This is a genomic window from Vibrio penaeicida, from assembly GCF_030689305.1.
Lineage (GTDB): Bacteria > Pseudomonadota > Gammaproteobacteria > Enterobacterales > Vibrionaceae > Vibrio > Vibrio penaeicida_B.
The window spans coordinates 46122-69670 of the sequence record NZ_JAUYVM010000008.1; the positions used below are offsets into that span (position 1 = coordinate 46122).

The 23549-nt window shown below is 44.0% G+C and carries 19 protein-coding genes; 14 read left to right on the forward strand and 5 right to left on the reverse strand.

Going from position 1 to position 23549, the window contains the following annotated elements; all coding sequences use genetic code 11:
* Positions 1-72: 72 nt before the first annotated feature.
* Together Q8W40_RS14085 and Q8W40_RS14090 are read right to left on the reverse strand one after the other, a co-directional pair.
* Positions 73-972: a zinc-dependent metalloprotease family protein gene (locus Q8W40_RS14085; protein WP_305398051.1), complete on the reverse strand. Its 900-nt coding sequence runs from the start codon at positions 970-972 to the stop codon at positions 73-75.
* A gap of 78 nt (positions 973-1050) precedes the next feature.
* Complete coding sequence (locus tag Q8W40_RS14090; protein WP_305398053.1) at positions 1051-1734, reverse strand: hypothetical protein; 684 nt, start codon at positions 1732-1734, stop codon at positions 1051-1053.
* 364 nt (positions 1735-2098) lie between these two features.
* On the opposite strand from Q8W40_RS14090, the gene Q8W40_RS14095 reads away from it, so the two are divergent.
* Positions 2099-2887, forward strand: a complete 789-nt coding sequence (locus tag Q8W40_RS14095; RefSeq protein WP_305398055.1) for a hypothetical protein — start codon at positions 2099-2101, stop codon at positions 2885-2887.
* A gap of 82 nt (positions 2888-2969) precedes the next feature.
* Positions 2970-3443: a peroxiredoxin gene (locus Q8W40_RS14100; protein WP_101113009.1), complete on the forward strand. Its 474-nt coding sequence runs from the start codon at positions 2970-2972 to the stop codon at positions 3441-3443.
* Positions 3444-3495: 52 nt separating this feature from the next.
* On the opposite strand, the gene Q8W40_RS14105 is transcribed toward Q8W40_RS14100, so the two are convergent.
* Together Q8W40_RS14105 and Q8W40_RS14110 are read right to left on the reverse strand one after the other, a co-directional pair.
* Positions 3496-3960, reverse strand: coding sequence for a GNAT family N-acetyltransferase (locus tag Q8W40_RS14105; RefSeq protein WP_305398058.1), 465 nt, complete (start codon positions 3958-3960; stop codon positions 3496-3498).
* Between the two features lie 5 nt (positions 3961-3965).
* Positions 3966-5171: an ROK family protein gene (locus Q8W40_RS14110; RefSeq protein ID WP_305398060.1), complete on the reverse strand. Its 1206-nt coding sequence runs from the start codon at positions 5169-5171 to the stop codon at positions 3966-3968.
* A gap of 374 nt (positions 5172-5545) precedes the next feature.
* Here Q8W40_RS14110 and Q8W40_RS14115 point away from each other — a divergent pair, with 374 nt between their 5' ends.
* The 8 genes from Q8W40_RS14115 (at position 5546) to Q8W40_RS14150 (ending at position 13633) form a co-directional block, all read left to right on the forward strand.
* Complete coding sequence (locus tag Q8W40_RS14115; protein ID WP_305398062.1) at positions 5546-6817, forward strand: ABC transporter substrate-binding protein; 1272 nt, start codon at positions 5546-5548, stop codon at positions 6815-6817.
* Between the two features lie 109 nt (positions 6818-6926).
* Positions 6927-8066, forward strand: coding sequence for a Gfo/Idh/MocA family protein (locus tag Q8W40_RS14120; protein WP_305398064.1), 1140 nt, complete (start codon positions 6927-6929; stop codon positions 8064-8066).
* Positions 8063-8950, forward strand: a complete 888-nt coding sequence (locus Q8W40_RS14125) for a sugar phosphate isomerase/epimerase family protein (protein WP_305398066.1) — start codon at positions 8063-8065, stop codon at positions 8948-8950. The genes Q8W40_RS14120 and Q8W40_RS14125 overlap by 4 nt, the downstream gene beginning before the upstream one ends.
* Positions 8947-9894 carry an ROK family protein gene (locus Q8W40_RS14130; protein WP_305398067.1) on the forward strand — a complete coding sequence of 316 codons (948 nt, stop codon included), beginning with the start codon at positions 8947-8949 and terminating at the stop codon, positions 9892-9894. The genes Q8W40_RS14125 and Q8W40_RS14130 overlap by 4 nt, the downstream gene beginning before the upstream one ends.
* Before the next feature lie 114 nt (positions 9895-10008).
* Entirely contained in the window at positions 10009-11160 is a 1152-nt protein-coding gene (locus Q8W40_RS14135) for an ABC transporter ATP-binding protein (protein WP_305398069.1), read from the forward strand.
* Positions 11161-11171: 11 nt separating this feature from the next.
* Positions 11172-12092 carry a carbohydrate ABC transporter permease gene (locus tag Q8W40_RS14140; protein ID WP_305398071.1) on the forward strand — a complete coding sequence of 307 codons (921 nt, stop codon included), beginning with the start codon at positions 11172-11174 and terminating at the stop codon, positions 12090-12092.
* Entirely contained in the window at positions 12089-12925 is an 837-nt protein-coding gene (locus Q8W40_RS14145; RefSeq protein ID WP_305398072.1) for a carbohydrate ABC transporter permease, read from the forward strand. Before Q8W40_RS14140 ends, Q8W40_RS14145 begins: the two co-directional genes overlap by 4 nt.
* Before the next feature lie 3 nt (positions 12926-12928).
* The gene (locus Q8W40_RS14150; protein WP_305398073.1) at positions 12929-13633 is read left to right on the forward strand and encodes a 6-phosphogluconolactonase; all 705 of its coding nucleotides are present in this window, start codon (positions 12929-12931) and stop codon (positions 13631-13633) included.
* A 111-nt stretch (positions 13634-13744) separates the two neighbouring features.
* Here Q8W40_RS14150 and Q8W40_RS14155 read toward each other — a convergent pair whose 3' ends face one another.
* Positions 13745-15949, reverse strand: coding sequence for a hypothetical protein (locus Q8W40_RS14155; protein WP_305398074.1), 2205 nt, complete (start codon positions 15947-15949; stop codon positions 13745-13747).
* Between the two features lie 506 nt (positions 15950-16455).
* On the opposite strand from Q8W40_RS14155, the gene Q8W40_RS14160 reads away from it, so the two are divergent.
* The 4 genes from Q8W40_RS14160 (at position 16456) to agaR (ending at position 23530) form a co-directional block, all read left to right on the forward strand.
* Entirely contained in the window at positions 16456-17655 is a 1200-nt protein-coding gene (locus tag Q8W40_RS14160; protein WP_305398076.1) for a DEAD/DEAH box helicase, read from the forward strand.
* Positions 17656-18035: 380 nt separating this feature from the next.
* A complete protein-coding gene (locus tag Q8W40_RS14165; RefSeq protein ID WP_305398078.1) occupies positions 18036-20291 on the forward strand; it encodes a PKD domain-containing protein in 2256 nt (751 codons plus the stop codon).
* A 582-nt stretch (positions 20292-20873) separates the two neighbouring features.
* Positions 20874-22418 carry a purple acid phosphatase family protein gene (locus Q8W40_RS14170; protein ID WP_305398079.1) on the forward strand — a complete coding sequence of 515 codons (1545 nt, stop codon included), beginning with the start codon at positions 20874-20876 and terminating at the stop codon, positions 22416-22418.
* 338 nt (positions 22419-22756) lie between these two features.
* Positions 22757-23530 (forward strand): transcriptional repressor AgaR, encoded by a 774-nt coding sequence (gene agaR, locus Q8W40_RS14175; protein WP_305398081.1) that lies wholly within the window; start codon positions 22757-22759, stop codon positions 23528-23530.
* The last annotated feature ends 19 nt before the right edge of the window (positions 23531-23549 follow it).

Genomic DNA, 23549 nt, shown 5'->3' on the forward strand with positions numbered 1-23549 from the left:
TTAAAAAGCATAGAAATCGAACAAAATTTAACCACAAAAGATCGACAGACCCTAAAGCCAATGCAAATTCTGCTATTGAGCGATATCTATTTCTTCAACCTGCGGCTGGGGTTTATTCATGACTTTTGCGATAAGCGGAGCAGTATATCGAATGGTTTTCACTGCGTTTGCCATGTCTTTTAATCCGCATGGTTGCTCATTACATTGGATATCCGGGTTTGAGAATGTATAAGTACGTTTACTTACTCCGAATTTATGTCCATAAGCCATGGTCGTCGCCAACAGACCGTCGACACCATAGCCATAGGCACCAGAATAAGATTTTCCATTGGTATGCGGCAGCTTGCCTGAGTACTGCTCACGTGCATGATACAGCCCCATATTGTGCCCTAGCTCATGAGCCAAAGTGTCGTCTTTACATTCGTTGGTATAAACGTGGCTATAAAGCTTTCGTTTGATGTATTTTGGGGAATTATCATGGAAATACTTGGTCAGTAAGTGAGCTCTACCACATTTTTTTGTTGCTCCGTAATCAGGCGAATTTTTGATGTCTAGAGTACGAAACAGCGTCACCATATCTGCGCCTAATTCTGCCCGTTTCCCTTCAACACCTTTGAACGCTTTGTTTGTATAGCCTTTAGTATCTGGCGTAATGTTGTTCAGTGCCACCTCTTGTGAGATTTTCTGCACTTCTTCGTCATACTTTACTTCCATAGTACCGACGAGGTTGATGCTAACATCCGTCTTGCTCATTTGATGGATCATATTGGCAACGTTCACTTTGTGTTGAATCGCGCTAATAGGGTCATCACTGTAATGCGCTTTTAGCCCTGGAGTGTAAACACCAAGCAAGTCAATTTCTGTTACCATCGCTTCAATAACCTCTGTTGGCTGTTTTTGCTCTGCTTGAGCGTATATGACAGGTGTGAAGAATCCTGCGGTCAAGACTGCCGCAATGCCTACTTTATTCATGTTCGTCCTTTATATATAACGAGTATTGAGGTGATGTATACCCAAATGACCTAAAGTACTTGGGTATAGTTTTAAATATTATTGGAGAGAGGGTTCTTCGAAGTACTCTTGCGGTACTTCATACAACCATGCTGTATTATTTAGCCCTGTAACTTTATATTCGACATCAGGGTGACCGATAAAACCAAATACATTTTTCTCACCAAAAGTAAATACAGCTGGGTAGTTGTAACCGTTAGATTTAAAAATTCCAGACCAAGCTTTTGTATTATTTACTTGCTTTTTATCTTGAGTAATTGAAATTAAAACCTCTTCACCATTGGGAAGCAATAAACGTACGCTATCTCCAGATGATAAACTCGAAAACTCGCCAATATTACGAAATTCGATGGCGGATAGACTTTCATCACCTACGCTAAGCGGTTTAATTTTATCTATTGGTAATGTATCCGTCACTTCCAACCAAGGCTCTTCAATTTCCAAATGATCACCCTCGTCCAAATCGGGGTGAAGGCTATTCGTATCTGTGACGGCTGTAGAGGAGTTGGCTGTGTTGTTATTTGACAATTGCTTAACGGCACCACTCTCGGTTTCCCTCTCTGCATGACGCCCAGTGTCGTTTTGGTGTGATGGATGAGAACCCGTATTATTTTCAGTTCCTTGTTTTACTTTCTGGTTTTGTTGCGAGGGATTTTTATCATCGAGAAATACCACAGCAGCAACACCCAAAATCAAAACGAAGTACAGTATAATTTTACTCATAGCAATCACCCTTATTTAGATGAGTGCATTATTAATTTAGTCTGCAAATTTATAAAAATAAAAACGTTATTAGTGAAGACACTATGGCTGAAAGTCACACTTTTAAAAAACTTATTTGTTTATCGTACAGCGAACACAGTTTCGCTCTTAAATATAAGACAAAAGCTAACGAGTTTCAGAAGATTTATTAATAAGGTTTATCGTGAATTTTCGTTAACTGCCCTTTTGAAAATCACTATATTCGTTGTATTACTTTTACTTTATGTCTCGATTATTGATCCCATTACACACGCTTACAGAACTCCATTGCTGAATTTGTATAATTCTTCGCTATAAATGGACTTTCACAAAGTGTAATACCTCAATGGTCATATTACTTCGATTGCTACGCGGCTCCCTCCAACACTTAACAACACAGATCAAGCGGTGGCATCTACCCACGCTGTTCATTCTATGTGCGTCAACCAGCCATTTAACGCTGGCGGAATCAATAGAAGTGAAGAACGAGGGCATCACTCTTGCATTAGAATTTTCTGAACAAGCCAAGCACTACGATAAAGATCGATACGTTCAAGCAGCCGAAGAATGGTTGCAATACGTTAAGTCTGTTGGGGACTCAACTCACCATACGCTTACCCTTCACATAAAGATAACCGACAGCATTCAACCTGATGGTGAAGCCATTATCGACGAATACGCCGATATAAATGGCGCAGCGTTTCCCGTAACGGCAACAATGTGGATTCATTCAAGAACCCATGCTGACGCATTTGATCCAACTGACTATCAAACCACTTTGCGACATGAGCTTGCGCACGTGTTTGGTATTGGCATTCTCACCGTCTCCTACACTGAAGCGCATACGTTAATGCAAGGTCCTGCCTATTGCTTACAAGAAAGCCAAGCCGTACGTTGGTATAACCACCTATACGATAACAACTACCCCTGCTTGCCTTTGTCTTTATCCGGCGATCATTTTTATGATCACTATCTAATCGAAGACCCTATCCGCTATGACCTTCATGGCAATGCTATTCCCCCTCTTACACCCGAGGTGGCGGCCAATGGTGAGAAAATAGGCATTATTACCATCGCTTTACTCGAGGATTTAGGCTACGGAGTGGAATATCCTGAAGTCTCTTTTTTGGAATAGCCCCATAGGTTTAGTGTTTTTCCACCGCTTAAATAGGCGTACACTCGTTTCACACCAGCCTATAACAAGAAGGATTTAAGCAATGATTGAACAAGGACAAACACTCCCAGAGGGTTCACTGAGCGAACTGACAGCCGATGGCATGGCAACCCATGAGGTTACCGAGCTGTTTGCTGGGAAGAAAGCGGTGTTGTTTGCCGTACCTGGGGCTTTTACGCCGACGTGTTCAGAAGCACACTTACCTGGCTATGTCGTACTTGCTGATCAGTTCAAAGAAAAAGGGGTAGATTTCATTGCCTGTGTATCGGTTAACGATGCATTTGTAATGCAAGCTTGGGGAGAGGCGCAAAACGCTAACGAAATCCTAATGCTGGCAGATGGCGATGCAAGCTTTACCAAAGCACTTGGATTGGTAAAAGAGACGGGATCATTTGGTGGCATTCGTTCTGAACGCTATGCGATGATCGTTGAAAACGGTGTAGTAACCACACTGAACGTAGAACCACCTAAAACGTTTGAAGGCAGTAAAGCAGAGGCGATTCTGGCGCTGCTTTAATCGTTCTGATTAGAACCGCTAAAGGCAGACGTGGTCTGCCTTTTTCTTGAGTTCATTCCACCCACTTTTTCATATCAAAAAACAAATCATCTTCAGAAATCAAATCAAAACCCAGCTTTCGATACAACTCTAACGCGGGCACATTATTTTTAAAGCAGCTAAGAGTAACGGGCAGCGCTTTGTCTTTCGCTTCTTGCTCAATCTTATTCATCGCTTTTTGCGCAAGCCCACGGTCTTGTGACTGTTTGAATACAATAAGTAAATGAACATGCACACTTTCGGATGTGGATTTGTGTACAACTAAGCCCGCTTTGTTCCCCTCAGACTCTAACCAATAGAACCATTCTGGCTTTAGCCTATGGGTGAAACCGTTGTATTGATAAGCTTCGTCCCAGCCCAATGCCTCATCAATGGTAGGCTTCATGTACTCTTTAAAAATCGGGTAGGCATTTACATATTCTTCCTCAGAAAGAGGCGTTAAATTTACGTTGCTATTCAATGTTGTCTTAGAATCCATTCTGGCTATACATCCAAATTCACTGCTTTAAACGTGGGTGGAAGTTGATGGGAACATTCAAACAAATCGTGCATATCAGGGTGACATAAGCCAAATAAAGGAAGTGATGCTGCCCCAATAGAAACGGTGTGAAGGCTGTCTTTAGCAAGAGTTATCCGCTGGCGAGTCCGCTCGTGGCGTTCACAAATAGAAGGGAAAAGCGGCAGTGTTGCATCCACCAGCCTTTCCATAACACGTTCGGATAGCTGACTTCCCAACACTATGCTTTCAGGCTCAAACAAGTTTTCAAGTATGTTAATGGCAAACCTTAAGCGTCGACCGGATTCATCAATCCAGCGTTGAACCACTTCATCATGCTCCCAGTGCTCGTCAATAAATGCAGGAAGCTGAAGATCTGAACCAGAATAATTAAGCATGGTTTTTAGTGCTTGCAGTGACAAGTGGGTCTCAATGTAATCTGTCGAACCTGAATTGTGCCAATGAATTCGACCAATTTCTCCGGCATTACTCCATGCCCCTTTATAAGGCTGGTTATTGGTAATAATACCTGCACCCAAACCGTTACCAATGTAGAGGTAGATAAAGTTGTCTAACCTGTCTCCACGGCAACTAAAACTGTGGCTGATAGCGGCAGAGGTTGCATCGTTTTCCAAATAAACCGGATAAGCCAGCTTTTCACTCAATTTGTGCGTTAAATCCAGCTTCCCCCACGCTTGCCAAGCATTGGCAACTGGGTGGTGCTCAGTGTCATCTTTAAGCAGGGTCGCTACGGCCACCCCCACTCCGATGAGCAACTGGCGAGAATTCGGCACTATATCGAGCAACCTGTTTACCACTCTATCAAGTTGGCTTATCACGTAATCAGGTTCTAGGCTTGTTAGCTCTGCTTGGTAATCTGCCAGCAAATTTAGGTTTAGGTCCACCAAACTTGCATTCACAAACCCCTGTTCAATCTGTAATCCAATAGACAAACACGAAGCAGGGTTCACTTCTAGTAACGTTTGGGGCTGCCCTCGCTTACCTTGCACCTTTCCTACTTCTAGGACATAGCCTGTTTGAATAAGCTCTCGAACCAAGTTGGTGATAGTTTGGTTTCTCAGCCCAGACTGCTGAGCCACGCTCACACGACTAACCCGAGGGTGCTGTCGAATAATTTCGAATACCACACTCAGATTTGAACGCTTGGTATGTTCGTGGTTCTTACCTTTCACCTTGACTTCCTTGTTGTACTCTTACTTTCGAAAGTTTGTCTGTACCTAAAATCAGCGATTCCTTAGGTTACCTCTGATAGGAGGAGAAACAAGTTAACAAAATCCCACAATTGGAAAGCCGTTCGGTTTAATGATGAAAATATCCCCAAGTGAGCCCAATCATCCTTCCACCCTAACTCATTGAATTCACAAAAACTACGAAATAAATTCAAATTCAGATCACAATTAACTGATCAAAAAATATACAACAATGACCTTTCTATCATTTAATTCCATTCAATGGATTTATTTACTCAACTCGAAAATTTGCGATTCCAACGTATCCGCAAATTCAGGTTGACTCGGGTCGGAAGACCCTAACACATGGAGGTGATATGAATAAGTTCTTACCACTTTTAGCGCTGAGTATATTGGCGGGTAGTTATACGCTTAATGCTCAAGCTGAAGAAGTCACAGTGTTTTGCAGCTCATCTGGCGTAGAGTTACAGCTCTGCAAAGATGGAACGAACGCATGGGCAAAAGAAACCGGCAACGAGGTGACTGTTGTTACCTTGCCAGCAAGTTGGGATGACGTATTGCCTCTTTATCAACAACTGCTGACGGCTAAATCTAAAGATATAGATGTACTTATCTTGGATACCATTTGGCCTGGGGCGTTGAAGTCTCACCTTCTCGATATGAATGAGTACGCCAAACCAGAGAGTATTTCTCAACATTTCAAAGCCGCGGTAGAAGGCACAACAGTTAACGGTAAAGTCCTTTCTATTCCTTGGTACATGGACACTGGCATGCTTTTCTATCGGAAAGATCTGCTCGAAAAATACGGCTACAACCCACCCCAAACCTATCAAGAACTCACAAAAATTGCGCAAGACGTTCAAGCGAAAGAGCGAAAATCAGGAAATCCAGACTTTTGGGGATACGCCTGGCAAGGTCGGTCATATGAAGGCTTAACGTGCAATGCGATTGAGTGGTTTGGCTCGACCGATGGCGGCACAATTATTGATGAAAATGGCGACATTACCGTCAATACTTCTGCCAACCGCGAAATTCTCAAAACAGCGTCAAGTTGGATAAATACAATCAGCCCACCGGGCACGCTAAACTATGACGAAGAGTCGTCTCGTGGTGTTTTCCAAAATGGGAACGCCCTTTTTCACCGTAACTGGTCGTATGTATGGAGCCTTGCCAATTCGGAAGATTCCGTCATCAAAGACAAAGTGGGTGTGGTTGCACTGCCGAAAGGCGCCCCTGATGGCATCCACGCTGGCTGTTACGGCACCGCACTGCTTGGAGTATCCAAGTATTCTCGCTCGCCTGAAACCGCAGTGAGCTTAGTGAACTACCTGACGGGCATGGGCGAGCAAAAACGCCGCGCCATTGAAGCCAGTTACAGCCCCACTCTACCTGCCCTGTACAACGATTCTGATGTTTTAAACGCAAATCCGTTTTTATCCGACATGCAGACATCGTTCGCCAATGTGGTTGCCCGCCCTTCACAGGTAACTGGCGATCAGTACAGCCGAGTGAGCAACACCATTTGGAAACAAGTTCATAAAGCGCTGTCTGGAGAGGTCAGTGCCGATAAAGCGCTTGAACAAATGGAGTCGGAGCTGAAAAGGCTGAAAAAACGCGGTAAGTGGTAAACCATGCCGTGCTTTGGCAGGCAGTAAAGCGAATTGGGTTGCTGCCTGCCATACTTTTACTGGATTCAGATGATTTCGTTTCGAACATAGATAAGGACGACAAGCTGTTATGTTGAACTCACCGATTAGACTTGGGCTGATTGGGCTAGGAGAAGCTGCGCAAAGCCTTCATTTGCCTACTTTGTTTCACCATCCCGACAAATTTTGCGTCACCGCAGTATTCGATATCAGCCCAACCTTGGTCAACGAAGTTTGCCAACGCTACCACGTGAAAAGCGGCTATCACACCGTTGAAGAAATCGTAAAGGATGACGCTGTTGATGCGGTCATAATCATGTCGCCTGATCCACTTCACTTCGAACATACCAAACTCGCCATCGCCCACAACAAATCCGTTCTGTTGGAAAAACCCAGCTGTTTGTTACCACGCCATGTTGAAGAGCTCATCAAACTGGAAAAACGGCATCAGGTTTCTGTCACCGTTGGTTACATGCGTGTCTATGCTAAAGCCTTTTCATTGGCTCAAGATAAACTGGATGAGTTGGGAGATATAAAAAGCGTGCGCGTTAGGGATCTACAACGTGAAGGTGACCACTTCCTCCCGCAAGTCTCTGATTTGTACTACCCAGACGATCACGATAAACGACAAATCGAATACGCTAAAGAAGCCGAACAAAAGCAAAGAGAGGAGTTACTCGGTAGTCGAGCACACTCCAACTTATTGTGGAAAGCTTATCGCGTGCTAACGGGCGCAGCCATACACAATTTGGCCGCGCTGCGGCATCTCATTGACTCGCCTAAAAGAGTGGTGAGTGCGTTTGCTAATTCCAACGGCGAACACATTTCCATGACAATGGATTACGGATCTTTTTTTGCCACTTATGAAATTTTAATCGATAACATTCCTCGCGTGGATGCCAGTATCGAACTGACCTCAGATACTAAGAGGCTCAAAATCAATTACCCGACGCCTTACATTCGAAACTTGCCCACCACTCTTGAGTTTCAAAGTGGAGAGGGGCACCACCCGAGCGAAACTCATGGTCCATTTTACCAAGATCAATTTAACCTTGAGCTTCTGTATTGGCACCAAACCCTTACTCAAAACGCGCCTGTTTTAACGGGTCTTAAAGCGTCTCAGAAAGATCTCAATTTAGTCATGCAAGCCATCGACTCCATCGCAATCAATCTTGGAATCGACGGCACCCCTAGCGATACAGCAACTAATATGGTGGGAGAACAAAAATGACTAGCCAGATAACGCTCGCCACTTGCCCTTGCTCTTGGGGAGTTTGGTACCCAAAAGATCACCAACAACCGAGTTGGCAAAAATTCTTGGATGAAGCCAATTTTTGTGGATACCGCACCATTGAGCTTGGCCCCTACGGTTACCTTCCGACGAATTTTCGAGAGCTCAAGTACGAACTGGAAGCCCACAACTTGAACGTTTGCGGCGCCGCACATATGTCGGATCTGATTGTCCCTAATGCTTTAAGCAACATTCGATTAGACATCAATAATATATGCTCAACCCTAGAAGCATTAAACGCCCGCTATTTCGTGTTTATGGATGGCGATAGCCTTTATAAACACCCAAGTGATCGCAACCTCAACCTTACGGATTGGAAGCACATCATTAAGGTGATTTCTGAATCAGCAAAAATTGTTAAGGAAGAGTATGGATTGGATTATGTGTTTCACCCGCATGTTTCAACCTGTATTGAAAACGAACATCAAATTATCCGGCTGCTGAACGATACCCACCCTGATTACGTGAATCTCTGTTTCGACACAGGGCATCATCTTTACACGGGTGGAGTACCAGAAGATTTCATTAAGGAATTCGGTTCGCGAATTCGCTACTACCACTTGAAAGACATGAATTCGACTATTCGAGAGAAAGTGAAGCAGAAAAACCTGAGCGACGATGACGCTTTTGAACTTGGGGTTATGGTGCCGCTGGGTGAAGGCAACGTTAACTTCGATGCCGTTAAAGCAGAACTGGACAGGCAAAACTTTCGCGGTTATGCGGTGATCGAACAAGACATCTACCCAGATATTCACAATATGGCACTCACGCATGCCAAAAGTAGCCTCGCTTACATCAAACAACTTGGAATGGGGGTGTCATGACCCCCAACGCTCTGAATACATCCAACGTCCAACCCGCCAATGCCTTTGTGGGTATCGACATTGGTGGCACAAAAATGGCGTCGGCACTGGTCGATATCAACACCGGTCACATCCTGTGTGAAACTCAAGTTGCCACGCAAAAACAACGCCCAACAAAAGACATCATTACTGATATTCACAAACTGCTGTCTTACCACCTTGAGTTTGCGAACATCAAAGATATTCCGGTAAAAGGGTGCGGCATTGCCTTTCCAGAATTGGTGAACAATTCAGGAGAAATCGTTAGTGATTGGAATTTCGATCTCCGTTCACTAAGCCACTCTGATTTTCCTATTAACAATGTGTTGTTTGAGAGTGACGTGCGAGTAGCTGGTCTAGCTGAAGCGAAATTGGGAGCGGGCAAACCATACCAGTCATTCGTCTATGTGTCTCTGGGGACTGGGCTGGCTTACACCTTATTTAATAATGGGGTGCCTTGGCGAGGGAAAAACGGCTACGCCATTCATTTTGCGAGTAGTGCCCTCACTGGGTGTACAGCGGATATGAAGCCGCTGAATTATCTACCTGAAGCGCTGGTTTCTGGCGCAGGGTTACTAGATTGCTGGAACATGAGCCACCCCGCGCAGCGCTATCACGATTTACCGGAACTGTTATTGCAAGCTGAAATGGGCGCATCGAAAGAGCGCCAATACATTAAACTCGCTGGGGAGGTTTTGGGCAGTTTACTAGCACAAATGGTCAATATGTTAGATCCAGAAGCCATCATTTTTGGTGGTGGATTAGGTTGTGCTCAAGGCTTATACCATCACTGTATTGAAGCTACTCTGCGCGACCGAATATGGGCGGAAGAATGCAAAACCATTCCTGTTCATAAAGCGCATTTTGCAAACAAAGCAGGGACGATTGGCGCGGCGCTTGCCGCGTCTAAAATGGCGAAAGGTTAGGTATTTAAATTCGCAGAAATAGGTGTGTTTTTAAGCTGCGAACAAGGAACGCTTAAACAAACACGATCTCAATAATATCTGGATATGTAGACTCTGGGAAAAGGAAGACACCCCATGGAAGTTTTGTCTTTACATCAGGTAAACAAAACATACAGCAAAACCCCCGTTTTGCGAGACATCAACCTATCGATTCATCAGGGCGAATTCATTGTGTTCGTTGGTCAATCGGGTTGTGGAAAGTCGACCCTTCTGCGCCTTATTGCGGGGCTTGATCTTCAAACATCTGGTGATGTTCGAATAGACGGTACAAACGTCAATGACGTTGCGCCCGGGCAGCGTGGGTTAGCCATGGTGTTTCAGTCCTATGCGTTGTACCCACACATGAACGTTTGGGACAACATGGCGTTTGCCTTAAAAACAGCTCGGCTTCCCAAACAAGACATTTCAGAACGTGTCACAAAAGCCGCCGATATCCTCAAACTGGGGTCGCTACTCGATAGAAAACCCGCTCAACTATCAGGTGGACAAAGACAGCGTGTCGCCATAGGCAGAGCGATAGTTCGTGAGCCTAAAATCTTCTTGTTTGATGAACCCCTAAGTAATCTAGACGCCGAACTTCGCGTAGACATGCGGGTCGAAATCGCCACACTTCATAAAAAACTCAACGCCACCACCATTTACGTCACACACGATCAAGTCGAAGCCATGACGTTAGCCGACAAGATCGTTGTGCTCAATAACGGTGTCATTGAACAATTTGGATCGCCGCTTGAGTTATACAACAAACCAATAAATCAATTTGTGGCGGGGTTTATTGGTTCACCCAAAATGAACTTTATTGAAGGAGAGATGAAGGCTGACGGCTTTCATTTCCATGGTTACCACCTTGATATGGTGGATTCCAAAATGATGGATAGAAAAATAACGCTTGGCATTCGTCCAAAAGACCTCTCTCTAACAAGCAACCCAAAGAAAGCCGATCTTAAAGCCAAAATTACTCACACCGAAATATTGGGTGATGAAAGTTACGTGTATTGCAACGTAGGGACACGCATCAAACTTGTCGTGACACTGGATGGGCAGCAGCATCTTGAAGCTAACCAAGAGGTGTATCTGGTTTTTAACTGGGATCATGTGCATTGCTTCGATACCCGTGGCATCAATATCGATTGCCAAAATATCGATTGCCAAAATATCGATTATCAAAATAGCGATCGCCCAAAAGGCGATAGCGAATCCACTCAGCCGCGAAACACAGATGAATAGGTTGAGCCCGTATGAATAAAGAAAGTAAACCATCAGTCGGGTTCCGGCTCAACCAACAAAAAGTCTACGAGGCATGGCTGTATATTCTCCCGATGGCGCTAGTGCTAGCAGTGGTCGCCCTTTATCCATTGCTCAAGAATTTCTACTTCTCATTTACGGATGCTTCGTTAATGGAGCCCGAACTTGCGAATTGGATAGGGTTAGAAAATTACACCTATTTGCTCACTGATTCATCTTGGTGGAATTCGGTTTGGAACACGCTTTATTTTGCGGTGGTGTCTGTGGCACTGGAAACCGTCATTGGGCTTGCTATCGCCCTTATTTTGAATGCGAACCTGCCTACCAAAGGCATTATGCGTGCAGTCGTATTGGTGCCTTGGGCTATCCCTACCATCGTCTCTGCCAGAATGTGGGAATGGATGTTCCACGATCAATATGGCGTGATCAATCAAATAGGCATGTCGATTGGCATTCTGAGTGAAAAGATCGCATGGACGGCAGATCCACAATGGTCGATGGCTGCGATTATCTTCGTCGATGTTTGGAAAACCACCCCCTTTATGACGCTGTTGATCTTGGCCGGTTTGCAAATGCTCCCAAAAGACATCTACGAGGTGGCGAAAGTGGATAATGTCCCTGCTTGGCGAGTCTTTTGGCACATAACCTTACCCCTGATCAAGCCAGCCATTTTGGTGGCGGTAGTATTCCGATTGTTGGATGCGCTGCGTATGTTCGATTTGGCGTATGTGTTAACAGGAAGCAGTGAGTCAACGATCACTATGTCGATATTTGCGCGTAAGCAGTTGGTTGATTTTCAAGATATGGGGTACGGGGCAGCGGCTTCAACTCTGTTGTTCTTCATTGTTGCCTTAGTGACGATCGGGTATTTGTACTTATCCCGCAATAGCTTAATGTCTAAGGAGTCAAGGTGAAGAACTCCACCAGAAATCGCCTCAGCAAAGGGCTGTTCTACATTTTGGTCGCCATTATTGCGGTGTATACCCTATTTCCATTCTATTGGTCTATCGTTTCCTCGTTTAAGCAAGGGGCTGATTTATTCAAAGTCGAGTTTTTCCCAAGCATCCAGTGGGACAATTACATCAGCGTCCTCAGCAATGGTACGTTTTTACGCAATATTCTTAACTCGGTTATTGTCGCGACCGCGGTTGTTGCTGTGTCGCTATTCCTTTCTGTCACCGCGTCTTACGCTCTAGGGCGAGTCAACTTTAAAGGGAGAACCACGATTTTGATGGCGATATTGAGTGTGTCTATGTTTCCTCAAGTGGTGATTCTGTCAGGGCTGCTGGGCATGATAAACCTGCTTGAACTGTACAACACACTCTGGGCGTTGATCCTTGCCTATATGATCTTCACCCTGCCCTTTACCGTTTGGGTCATCACCACTTTTATGAAGGAGCTGCCCCAAGAATTAGAAGACGCCGCAAGAATGGATGGCTGCTCTACCTTTCGAATCATTACCCACGTATTCTTCCCAATACTGGGGCCGGCTTTAGTTAGCACAGGTTTGCTGGCATTCATTGCGGCATGGAACGAATTCTTGTTCGCCCTAACTTTTGTTCTCAATGATGAAATGCGCACGGTTCCTGTAGCCATCGCACTCATTTCTGGCGCTAGCCGTTACGAATTGCCATTTGGTGCCATTATGGCCGCTTCGGTCATTGTGACGGTTCCACTCGTTGTATTGGTTTTAATGTTCCAACGAAAAATTGTATCGGGGCTGACAGCAGGTGCGATTAAAGGATAATTTATGAACGTCACTCAATTGAAAAACCACGAAGAAGTGTCGGCTTACCTCGCCCGTATGCTCACTAGCCAAATTCAAGTCACGCCAGATTCAAGGATCATACTCGCTTCTGGTGGCACACCATCTTTAGCCTATGAAATTACAGGCGAACAGCTACTAGGAGTCGATACCTCACGCGTCACCATCATCAAGCTGGACGAGTGGGTTGGGCTACCTGAAACCAGCGGCAGTAGTTGCGAGTATCAACTGACCCATGAAGTGATAAAACCGTGGGGGATCGAACCACACCATTATATTTCTTTTAACGGCTCCGCGAGTGATATTTTAAGTGAAGCGCTGCGTGTTAAAAGCTGGCTAGCTGCATGCCAACCTGCACACCTTTGCGTTTTGGGGATAGGGCTTAACGGACATATTGGATTCTTAGAGCCTTCCCCTTCTTTGCCGCATCGTTCAAGCGTTGTACCACTGCATGCTATGTCGAAAAACCACCCTATGGTCAAAAATCAGTACGAGGTATCGCTCGGTATCACCATTGGAATTGGCGACATTATGGAGTGTGAAAAAGTCGTCTTAGTAGCAACGGGGGAACACAAGCAACAAATTCTCGCTCGGTTACTGGAAAGTGACATTTCCACGTCACTGCCTGCCAGCCTATTGAAACTGCATCCCAACGTTGAATTGATAGTAGATGATAGCGCGATGTTTTAAGTTTCAGTACTAATGTTAAGGAAGATATACCCAAATGATCCTGTATCCTATTCTTACGATCCGTAGGACGATCTGAGTATTGAGCAACTAACACCCAGATCGATGGCGAGTCTACGAACTCAAATATTCGCTATACAGGTAGTCAATTTGATTTCTATCACCATTTTTAGAGATTGTGATGACGCAACTGAATTCCGCACCGTTCATATCATCAAATCGAGGTTTTCTTGGATCTACCTCTAGCTCAGCAATGGTGTATGACGCTTGATCTGCATTAGGAATCAACTGACCATTCATTCGCCACTGATAAGATTCTACTTTTTCATCATCCTTCAATTCACTGTCAGCACTTACTGAGAGAGTATTACCCACAGCAGGTGTTCCAGAAATATGCAACAGAGGGCGAGCTTGGCGGAATGCTTTACTGCTGAGTTTAGGCGCATCAATTGTTTGATGGTTAATAGCCGAAAGGGTTTCTTCAATAACAGGTTCATTATTACCATCCAAGATAATATCACCATTTCCGTCTCTGGCGTACCTGACATAGTCGCCTATTACATCCGAATTACCTCGTAGATCCACATCACTAATAGTATTTTCGAAAGACAGGTTGTTGACGATTTCACCAGTCCAAGGAACGCGAACACCAACACACCATCGAACCGCAGAAACACGATTGTGATTAATTAACATATCGAAACGTCGCTGTTCATTTTCTCGGTCATTCGTATTTCCAAGATCAAACCCTGAGATGAGTATCCCTGAAGCCATACCTAGGTAACCTCCAACAGCGTTATCATAAATACTGATCGAATGGGATACATTTTCAGAAGCAGCACCAATACCAAAAGTATTTGCAGTAGCTGAATGACCAACTGGAATTCCACCCGAATAAATCAAGTTATTACGACAAGTACCGTTACGACCTGCCAAGCCTATACCAAAAAATTTCCCCCCTACTATACAATTCTCAACAAGATAATGATTCGCATCAATAGCCATTGAGCCTTTCAAACTCGTCGATTCGAGAGATTGCAAACAAACACAATCGTGTACCCAGATATCGTAACACCGGTTACCCACAGAACCTTGCTCACTAAATTGAATGCAATCAGCACCTCCACCTAGAGGTGCATTAAAATAACTGAACGCGATTTCCATCGATCTGTGCCTGTACACCTCTTCCCCTGTATTCACTCCTCGACCATAAACACCATCGCCATAAATATTTTCTACTCGCAAAAACTCGATTCTTGTTCCTTTGCACTCAACTAACCTAATTCCTGAAGAATTAGCATGTTCGTTATTTCCGGATAACGTTATTCTGAGTAAATTTAGATCAATTGTTCCATACACATATAAAGGTATAACCCCTGTCATTTCTGTTCCTGACAAATCTGAATTACTCGAATCTAAATCAATATCTTTGATTACTGTGTTGGCTCTGAGTGCAATAATTTTTCCTTTTGCGGTATCTGGCTGATACCTAATTCCTTCCACTAGATGTTCACGATAATTACCTGAATTTTGTACTAAAGCAGTATTACCTGTCACTATCATTTTCGGTTTATCTAAAAGAGGATCACCAAATGCGCCATAGGTTTGATCCTGATTCATGATTATACCAAGCTCAAATGTGTCCCCCCTTCGGTAGTATATTTCATGAATTTGATAAGAAACTGGAACTGACAGTTCTGATTCCAAAACTGGCTTGTGAGGTTGTTTCCCATCGTTACCTGCATCCCCATGTTGAACGACAAAACGAGCATTCATTGCATCATCATAGATGGACACTTCCAGTTTAGTGGTTTGAATAAGATCATTTCGCGTTCTGGATACTTCAATAATGCGGGAAAATGTATTCACTATAAGAGAAGAATCCTGAACACTTAACACACCATCGATTAGCTGAAACCCCGCTGAATCTCCAGATAAATTCCATAGATCTCCGAACTGGTTTTTGCCAATACGCCCTAGAACGTAACCGTTAGGTGCATCGATCCCGACTCGCAGACATTCAAAAAAAAGATATTCACGATCACGCCCTTCCAAGGTGTCAAAAGGAGGCGGTAACTTATCCATATCAAGCTCAGGTATTAAGCCTCGCTGACTACTAGCGCTAGTATCTCTTTTCACACTATATAAGTGTTCCCACAAAGGATTAGATATCGGCACCCCCGGAGAAATATCTGCCGTTGCTAAATAATGATGAATAAAGCCGTCCTCAATAATTCGAACTTCTGAGCCCTTGATATAATCTAAATCTATATCGTGAACCGTTATCGCGTAGTCCCTTTTCTTTAACTCTATGGTCATATTATTTCTTCCCTAACTTTTTGTGACGTTGATATAATTAACTATTGACGCTTTTATAAATTATCACCACAATATCAGTCACTCAATATTAGAAAAGAGTTATATCGAATTTAAACAATCCATCGTAATATTTATCTCTCTAAAGGTAAGTTATATTTTTAAAAATTTAATATTTAAAATAATAAAGCATTAGTAAATAATGATTAACGTATAGAGATATTAAATTGAAAGCTAATTAAATACTAAGTAATCACTCATTCTGAGAATTCGAAAACTTGCTTGATCATCAGCCCTCAATATTTTCCCTCACTAAATGCATGCCAATCGTCTCACTCTCTCTTGATACCACTCTTGGTTTCCATGTGGCTTAACCTTAAAAATTCCCCCACTTCAACAGCAATCTAAGGTGACTTGGTAAGGGTAAATCACAGCAAACCATGCTAGAATCTGCGCCACTATTTGCACCGTGTTGTAGGTGCACGCTTAAATATCAATTGGATTTCTTCATGCCATTTTCCAAATTAGGACTCAGCCGTCCGATCACTACCGCTATTGCCGAGCAAGGTTACGACTCCCCGACGCCGATTCAGGAACAAGCCATTCCGGTTGCTCTGCAAGGGAAAAACATCATTGCCGCAGCGCAAACGGGAAGCGGTAAAACCGCCAGCTTCGTGCTGCCTATTTTGGAACAACTGAGCCAATCAGAAACTCAGCGTAAAAAGCGTTTCAGAGCATTAATCTTAACCCCGACTCGTGAACTCGCTGTTCAGGTTAATAAAAGCATTAAAGTGTACGCCAAGCATCTAAACCTAAAATCGCTTGTGGTTTATGGAGGTGTAGATGATAAGCCTCAAAAGCAAAAGCTGATTGAAGGCATTGATATTCTAGTAGCGACACCAGGGCGTTTGCTGGATCTGTACACGCAACGTGCCGTGCATTTTGATGAAGCGGAAATATTGGTTCTCGACGAAGCCGATAAAATGCTCGACATGGGCTTTATCGACGACATCAACAAAATCATCGAGCGCTTGCCTGTTGATGTGCAAAACCTGCTGTTCTCTGCCACGCTTTCTCGTAAAGTTCGAGACTTGGCAAAAACCGCTGTGCCAAACCCTGTCGAGATTTCTTTGCACCTGCAAAACGCTGAAAAGCCAAAGATCGACCAGTGGCTAGTGACGGTAGATAAAGACAAGAAATCAGCATTGTTGAGCCATTTGATTCAAGAGAATGACTGGGACCAAGCACTTATCTTTATAGAAACCAAACATGGTGCGGCTAAATTAGTCTCTCAGCTCGAGAAACGTGGCATTCAAGCGGAAGCGTTCCACAGTGGTCGCAGCCAAGCTATTCGCGGGCAAGTCTTAGCGGACTTTAAATCTGGTAAAGTGAAATACTTAGTGGCGACAGGCGTTGCTGCCCGCGGGATAGACATTACCGAACTAAGCCGAGTGGTGAACTACGATTTACCCTTCCCGCCAGACGAATACGTGCACCGCATTGGCCGTACGGGTCGTGCAGGTAAATCAGGTGAAGCGATCTCTTTTGTATCCAAAGACAACTTCAAAAATCTTTGCATGATTGAGAGCCTAATGGGTGAATTGATTGTGCGTAAAGAAGTGGAAGGATTCGCGCCAAGAAAAGAAGTGCCCATTTCTATTCTAAATTATGTGCCTAAGAACAAACGTAAGCCTAAAGATAAAAACTAAAGGCGCTCACAACCTATTGTGAGAAGTCTGGTCAATACCCTTCGTTATTCCTCATAACAAAACCTCATCGACTGAGCCCTCATCAACCGAGGGCTTCATCACGAAAAGTACTCCACGTGTGAAGCAAGCCATCTCTAGCTACTCACTCCGCTTGGCATTCAGGTAACAAATCCGTCTAAGTGCATTTTATGTTCAATGAATGCAAAAACTATGACAGGTTGAACGAACCTCACGTACATAATTATTGTTATTTCAGTTAATTACCGAAGTTTGCGAGTGATTTATAAATTAAAGGTCAGTGCGATTGTTTCTAGAGTATTGGGTTGATAGCTTGCCAGCAGAAGTATCCGATATCTATTTAAATAAGAGGTAAAAGATCTATGAAAAGCTTCACCTTGCGTCCTTTATTCGTTTCCACAGTGTTGGCAACAATGACACTCTCCGCTGCTCATGCCGCGACCACAACTTGGCCGGGTCAAGAAGTGGGCGTATTAACCTATAACCTGACGGCCGACAAGCTGATTAAAACAGGTCCGATTCGCCTAGGGCAGATGGACTTAAATATCTCCGATGCAGAGCTTGATCAAATTCGAGCCAGTGCTCCCGATCAAGCCACGGCTGACAAACTTGTCGAAATTGCGATCCTGAAGCGAAAGGTATGGCGAGCACCTTATTCTTTCGTCATCCCAAATGAACGACCGCATTGGGCAATGGCCATGGCGCATGCCGCGCAGCTTTTCAAAAACGTGACCGGGATTGATGATCCTTACCACAGTGCAAACCTCTACGCAGCCAAAACGCTTCAAGAGAGTGCCGTCGGCGCCGACTATGAAGCAAAAACCTTTACTTATCCGACGCCTCCTACCTATAAAGACCAAGATCCAAATCACTCTAATTATGGCATCTGGAGCACGCTACATAACGGCAGAACCAAACACGATGGATTCTTTCAACTAGAAGGACATATGTATTCTGCTTACGGTGAAATGATGAGGATGTTCCCTAATCGATTCTACAAAGGCATCAAACCAGATTCCGTCTATAAAGCAGTCGCACCTTATGAGATGACCTCTCCAATATATAATGCGGTATTTAAGCCTGAACAAGGAAAAAACAGTTTCGTACCAAGTGCCATTGGCGCGTCGTACTACAACATTTTTGCTTACTACATTTTGGCGCGATCTTCAGATAACTTCGGCGAATTTGTCGTTGAATCAAAAGATCCACTGGCATTAACTAAGTTGATTTCTGTCGGTTACAACCGAGGATTGAGCCCTAACAGCATGGCGTTGAATCCTTTAAAACCGGATGTAAGAGCACACTGCGCGTCTTTGACTGTCATTGACGAATGCTTCGACCCAGAGAACCAAGGTGGCTTCGGAACCAGTTACCTCTATCAAGTGCCGTACAAAGCGGTAGAGCTTAAAGACGTAGCCGAAAATAACGGACCTGGATACCCAGGCTACTACACCAGTCAGATTGACTGGGCAACGGTAAGCAGCTATTTGGACGCACTTGGACCACTTTATACACCTGAAGAAATCACCTCGGCAAAAGCTTCCGCAAAAACAGCATTTGATGCGGTTGCAAAGCAAGGAAGCATAGATTTTGCGAACCAATTTGGCGGTGTTCTTGATGCTATTTTGTTGTCACTTCCAGTGGACACGCCTTGGACACAGCTATGTAAAGCTGATGGCGGCGCGTATGACGCCTTCAACCGTGATGGTACCTTTAAAGGTGTTGAACACAGTTACCGATGCAAACCAGAGACTGTGAGCAAACCGCTTATCTTAGGTACGCGCGTGGGCGACAGAGCACCAGTTGCAAGAGCTGGTGAAGACCAGATCATAAGCCATGTTAAAACAGTGACACTTGATGGGTCTAAGTCTTTTGACCCAGACGGTGATTCCATCACTTATTCATGGAAACAAGTCAGCGGAGCACCTATAGCTTTAACCACTCAAGGTTCACAGGCGACATTTTCAGCGCCGTTAGTGACAGCCACAAGTGTTCATAACTTCCAACTTACGGTCACAGGTAATGGAAAAACAGGCACCGACGAAGTGGTAGTAACATTACGACCTAACCAAGCGCCAGTTATCGCTTACAAGCCCATTAAAGATATCTTTATCGGCGATACGGTCACGATTGACGCAAGTAAAACGATAGACCCTGATGGCGACGCGATTAGCTTCCGCTGGGCTGGGTTGCCAGATGGCTCCGTTGTGAATACAACAACACCCACCATTAGCTTCAACGTACCGGCTGCGACAACTTACACTATTGAGTTAACCGCCACCGACTCGTTAAACAATTCAGCAGTCACCTCTATTCCTGTTCTGGTTGAACTTGTCGACACAGGTTCCACTTGGGATTCGAGCAAAGTTTACCAAAAAGGCGATATCGTTCGTCACCGCAACAAAGAGTTTACGGCTCAATGGCAAACTCAAAGCGAGGAACCAGGGGTTGCTGAAGTGTGGCTGCAATCTTACGGTCCTGAAATCACCGAATGGGATCCAAAACGCATCTATGGTAAAGGCGACCGAGTGCTGTACAACAGCGCAACTTGGGAAGCGAAATGGTATGCCAATTTTGAGAATGTTCCCGGTATCGATGGCGCTTGGGAAAAAGTATAACCAACCACTATTACTTATTACTAGTTAATTAAAGGAGAGCGTAAGCTCTCTTTTATTGTGACCTTTATTCCATGTTCCCCTTTAAATAATGTTATAAGCTCTCAAATTTAAAACCATATAATAAAATTCAACCAAATCAAAAGAAGGGATCAAATAAAAAAGTAAATCATTACTTATTAAAAACCACATTCCATTTAAGCTACCCCCTTCCCTTAGATCTTACTAAAAAACTCCACTCTGAATGAGAAAAAACTCAAAACATACTGATTATCATAATTTTTATCAGAAATACCCGACAAGTTAACGTCTTCACAACATAAATTTGAACTGTGATTAGTCAGAAACCGAAATATGAAAACAATAATTAAATAATAAAAATTTCACTTTTTCTAAAACTCTAACCCTTACTTTCCTTCTTTGTATAGCGTCATTCAAAGCGTACATTTTCTTTTATTAAAAACGAAAGAAAAAACATCATAAAGTTTAATGGGACAAATGTGATCGAGTTAAATAATAAAATTATTTTTAGCTGATTAAATACTTGAATACAACTCGAACATTGATAAATCGCTAGGAGAAAACATGAAAAATCCGTGGCTAACAACCTGTCTATTAAGTGGTGTTGGTATTTGTACCTCTGCAATTGCTAACCAAGAATTTCGCGTTCACCCATACTTACAAAATCCGACGGATAGCGGCATGACCATCATGTGGTTATCAAATGAAAAGTCGCCCGGTGAAGTGACACTACAGCAACATGGTAAGAATAAAGTGTTCACCTCAACACCAAGAGAAGCCAAAGAGTTACGCTATTTTCCGACAGAAATAGAGAAATATGGAAAAGAGTTGGCCAGCACCAGCGCACCTTACATTCATAGTGTCACCCTATCTGGCTTGAATGCTGGAACAGAATACAATTATGCGGTTACACAAAACGGACAAACCTATAATGCCACTTTTACCACAGCACCGAGTAAAGATGGGAACGTTCGGTTTGTCGTGTATTCAGATTCAGAAACAGAGCCTGAATCGACTGGTCGAACCCGTCGCTGGTCTGAACCATATGGCGACTTTAACCGACAGTATATTGTTGATCAGACAATAGGCTACCAACAGAACATGAATGTGATTTCATCAAGACAGCCAAATTTTATCGCCATTGCGGGGGATTTGGTTGAGTCAGGGAATGAACAACGTGATTGGGATGAATTTTGGCGACACAATTCCGGCGAGCTGGGTAATGTCGCTTCGCGTGTTCCCATCTTGCCTGCAATAGGCAACCACGAAAACTACCCAGGTCCGGATGGCGGCAAAAATGAGTACGTAGAAGATCTCTCTGCCCAAGCAATTGCTCGCTACCAAACCTATTTTGATGTACCAGACAACGGCAGCAAGCGTTCTGTGTTTAAAGACAGATATTACCGAGTGGACTATGGTCCCATCACATACATCACCATAGACACGTCCGACGGCAAAGCCGACAAATCGAGCCAAGATACCAACTGGCGTTTGACAGGGATAAACGCCCCCGACTTCAACCCAGGTTCAGAACAGTATCAATGGTTGGAAAAACAACTGGCGGACGCCCAAAAAACAGCCCAATTCACTTTTGTGCAGTTTCATCATGTGCCTTATTCCGTCGGTCCACACGGATTTCCGACTGGCGACCAAGGATTTGAAAAAGGCCAAGATAACCAGTCTGGCGTACCAGTAAGAGTCCTCACTCCACTGTTCAAAAAATACGGTGTCGATGCCGTATTTGCAGGGCACGATGAGATGTACGAGCACTCCGTCGTAGAAGGTATTCATTTTTACGATGTTGGTGTTGGCGGCGACGGGCTTCGCGGTCCCTATTTCGGTAAAGATGGTAAATTCGATGTCCCGCTAGATAACCCTCACCAAGTTTTTCTCGCTCACCTTGACGCTCCAGAGGTGTGGGAAGGCAAAAAGCTGGTAAGTGGTGGTAAGCACTACGGTCATTTAGAAGTGAATGTTCAGAAAACCGAGAAAGGAACGTGGTCGGCGGAAATCGCTCCTGTCTACGTATTCCCAATTATGGACAAATCCGGATTTATCCAAAGCTGGGAAAGAAGAATGTACGACGATGTTGTTACCTTAACCAACTGAGAGAACTAGTTATTACGCGTGCCAGTGCGTACAAGTAAGCATATGAGTAACTGGGTACATGAGTGACTGAATATATTAATAACTAAATATATCAGACACTAACTCAATGGCTTCCTTGTCTACGCTGGCACATTTTTTAAAGCGAGAAGCCTTATTGTGTAACTGTAGGATGTTTGTTACCCCTAAATTATTCGATAAAGGATGAGTCCGATTATGAATGAGTTTGACCGCTTAGATTTTTGATAGCTTGAGTTACTCGATAACTTAAGCTGTTTGATGTCAAGGCAACGTGAGCTAAAGTTAGGCATATACCAATAGCAGAATACGTTTAACCGCCAATGACTGACACAGCAAAACGTCGCGAAGCCATTTTGAGCCACATCCAAACCCACCAGCAAGGTGATGTAAATCATTTCTCGGAGCAATTCCAAGTATCTAAAGTCACCATACGAAACGATCTTAATTACTTAGAAAAACAAGGGTGTGTGACTCGATGTTATGGCGGGGCAAAGCTAAACCATCAATTTGCATTCGATCAACCCTTAAACGACAAACAACAAATCAACAACCGTATTAAGTCAGAGCTCGGTGCTTACGCCGCTAACTTGATCAAGGATGGTGACACCATTTTGCTTGATTCCGGATCCACCACCGAACAAATTGCCCATCACTTAAAAGGCAAACACAATTTAACGGTGATGACCAACGCCATTAATATCGCCTACCATCTTGCCACCCAAGATGGAGTTGATGTTATGGTCACTGGTGGCGTACTTCGTAAAAACTCTTACTCACTCTATGGTGCGGCTGGAGAGCACCTACTTGCAAGCTACCGTTTTAACCTCTTATTTATTGGGGTAGACGGGTTCGACAAAGAAACGGGAATCAGCACGTCCCATCAAGGGGAAGCTGAGGTCAACCGAAAGATGCTTGCGTCGGCGCAGACCGTTGTCGCCATTACCGACTCATCGAAGTTCGATCGCCAAAGCTTTTGCTCGATCGCACGCCCAGAACAAATCGACATACTGATTACCGATAACGGTATTCCGGTTGACTACGCAGAAGCTCTCAAAGCCAAAGGCATTGAGGTGCATATCGTCACCGTCGCTTAACCGCATTATGCGTTAAGGT

What these genes read in the sequence shown, in the direction of transcription:
- Q8W40_RS14085 (WP_305398051.1), bottom strand. Translation starts at nt 972, where the DNA reads ATGAATAAAGTAGGCATTGCGGCAGTCTTGACCGCAGGATTCTTCACA.
- Q8W40_RS14090 (WP_305398053.1), bottom strand. Translation starts at nt 1,734, where the DNA reads ATGAGTAAAATTATACTGTACTTCGTTTTGATTTTGGGTGTTGCTGCT.
- Q8W40_RS14095 (WP_305398055.1), top strand. Translation starts at nt 2,099, where the DNA reads ATGGTCATATTACTTCGATTGCTACGCGGCTCCCTCCAACACTTAACA.
- Q8W40_RS14100 (WP_101113009.1), top strand. Translation starts at nt 2,970, where the DNA reads ATGATTGAACAAGGACAAACACTCCCAGAGGGTTCACTGAGCGAACTG.
- Q8W40_RS14105 (WP_305398058.1), bottom strand. Translation starts at nt 3,960, where the DNA reads ATGGATTCTAAGACAACATTGAATAGCAACGTAAATTTAACGCCTCTT.
- Q8W40_RS14115 (WP_305398062.1), top strand. Translation starts at nt 5,546, where the DNA reads ATGAATAAGTTCTTACCACTTTTAGCGCTGAGTATATTGGCGGGTAGT.
- Q8W40_RS14120 (WP_305398064.1), top strand. Translation starts at nt 6,927, where the DNA reads ATGTTGAACTCACCGATTAGACTTGGGCTGATTGGGCTAGGAGAAGCT.
- Q8W40_RS14125 (WP_305398066.1), top strand. Translation starts at nt 8,063, where the DNA reads ATGACTAGCCAGATAACGCTCGCCACTTGCCCTTGCTCTTGGGGAGTT.
- Q8W40_RS14130 (WP_305398067.1), top strand. Translation starts at nt 8,947, where the DNA reads ATGACCCCCAACGCTCTGAATACATCCAACGTCCAACCCGCCAATGCC.
- Q8W40_RS14135 (WP_305398069.1), top strand. Translation starts at nt 10,009, where the DNA reads ATGGAAGTTTTGTCTTTACATCAGGTAAACAAAACATACAGCAAAACC.
- Q8W40_RS14140 (WP_305398071.1), top strand. Translation starts at nt 11,172, where the DNA reads ATGAATAAAGAAAGTAAACCATCAGTCGGGTTCCGGCTCAACCAACAA.
- Q8W40_RS14150 (WP_305398073.1), top strand. Translation starts at nt 12,929, where the DNA reads ATGAACGTCACTCAATTGAAAAACCACGAAGAAGTGTCGGCTTACCTC.
- Q8W40_RS14155 (WP_305398074.1), bottom strand. Translation starts at nt 15,949, where the DNA reads ATGACCATAGAGTTAAAGAAAAGGGACTACGCGATAACGGTTCACGAT.
- Q8W40_RS14160 (WP_305398076.1), top strand. Translation starts at nt 16,456, where the DNA reads ATGCCATTTTCCAAATTAGGACTCAGCCGTCCGATCACTACCGCTATT.
- Q8W40_RS14165 (WP_305398078.1), top strand. Translation starts at nt 18,036, where the DNA reads ATGAAAAGCTTCACCTTGCGTCCTTTATTCGTTTCCACAGTGTTGGCA.
- Q8W40_RS14170 (WP_305398079.1), top strand. Translation starts at nt 20,874, where the DNA reads ATGAAAAATCCGTGGCTAACAACCTGTCTATTAAGTGGTGTTGGTATT.
- agaR (WP_305398081.1), top strand. Translation starts at nt 22,757, where the DNA reads ATGACTGACACAGCAAAACGTCGCGAAGCCATTTTGAGCCACATCCAA.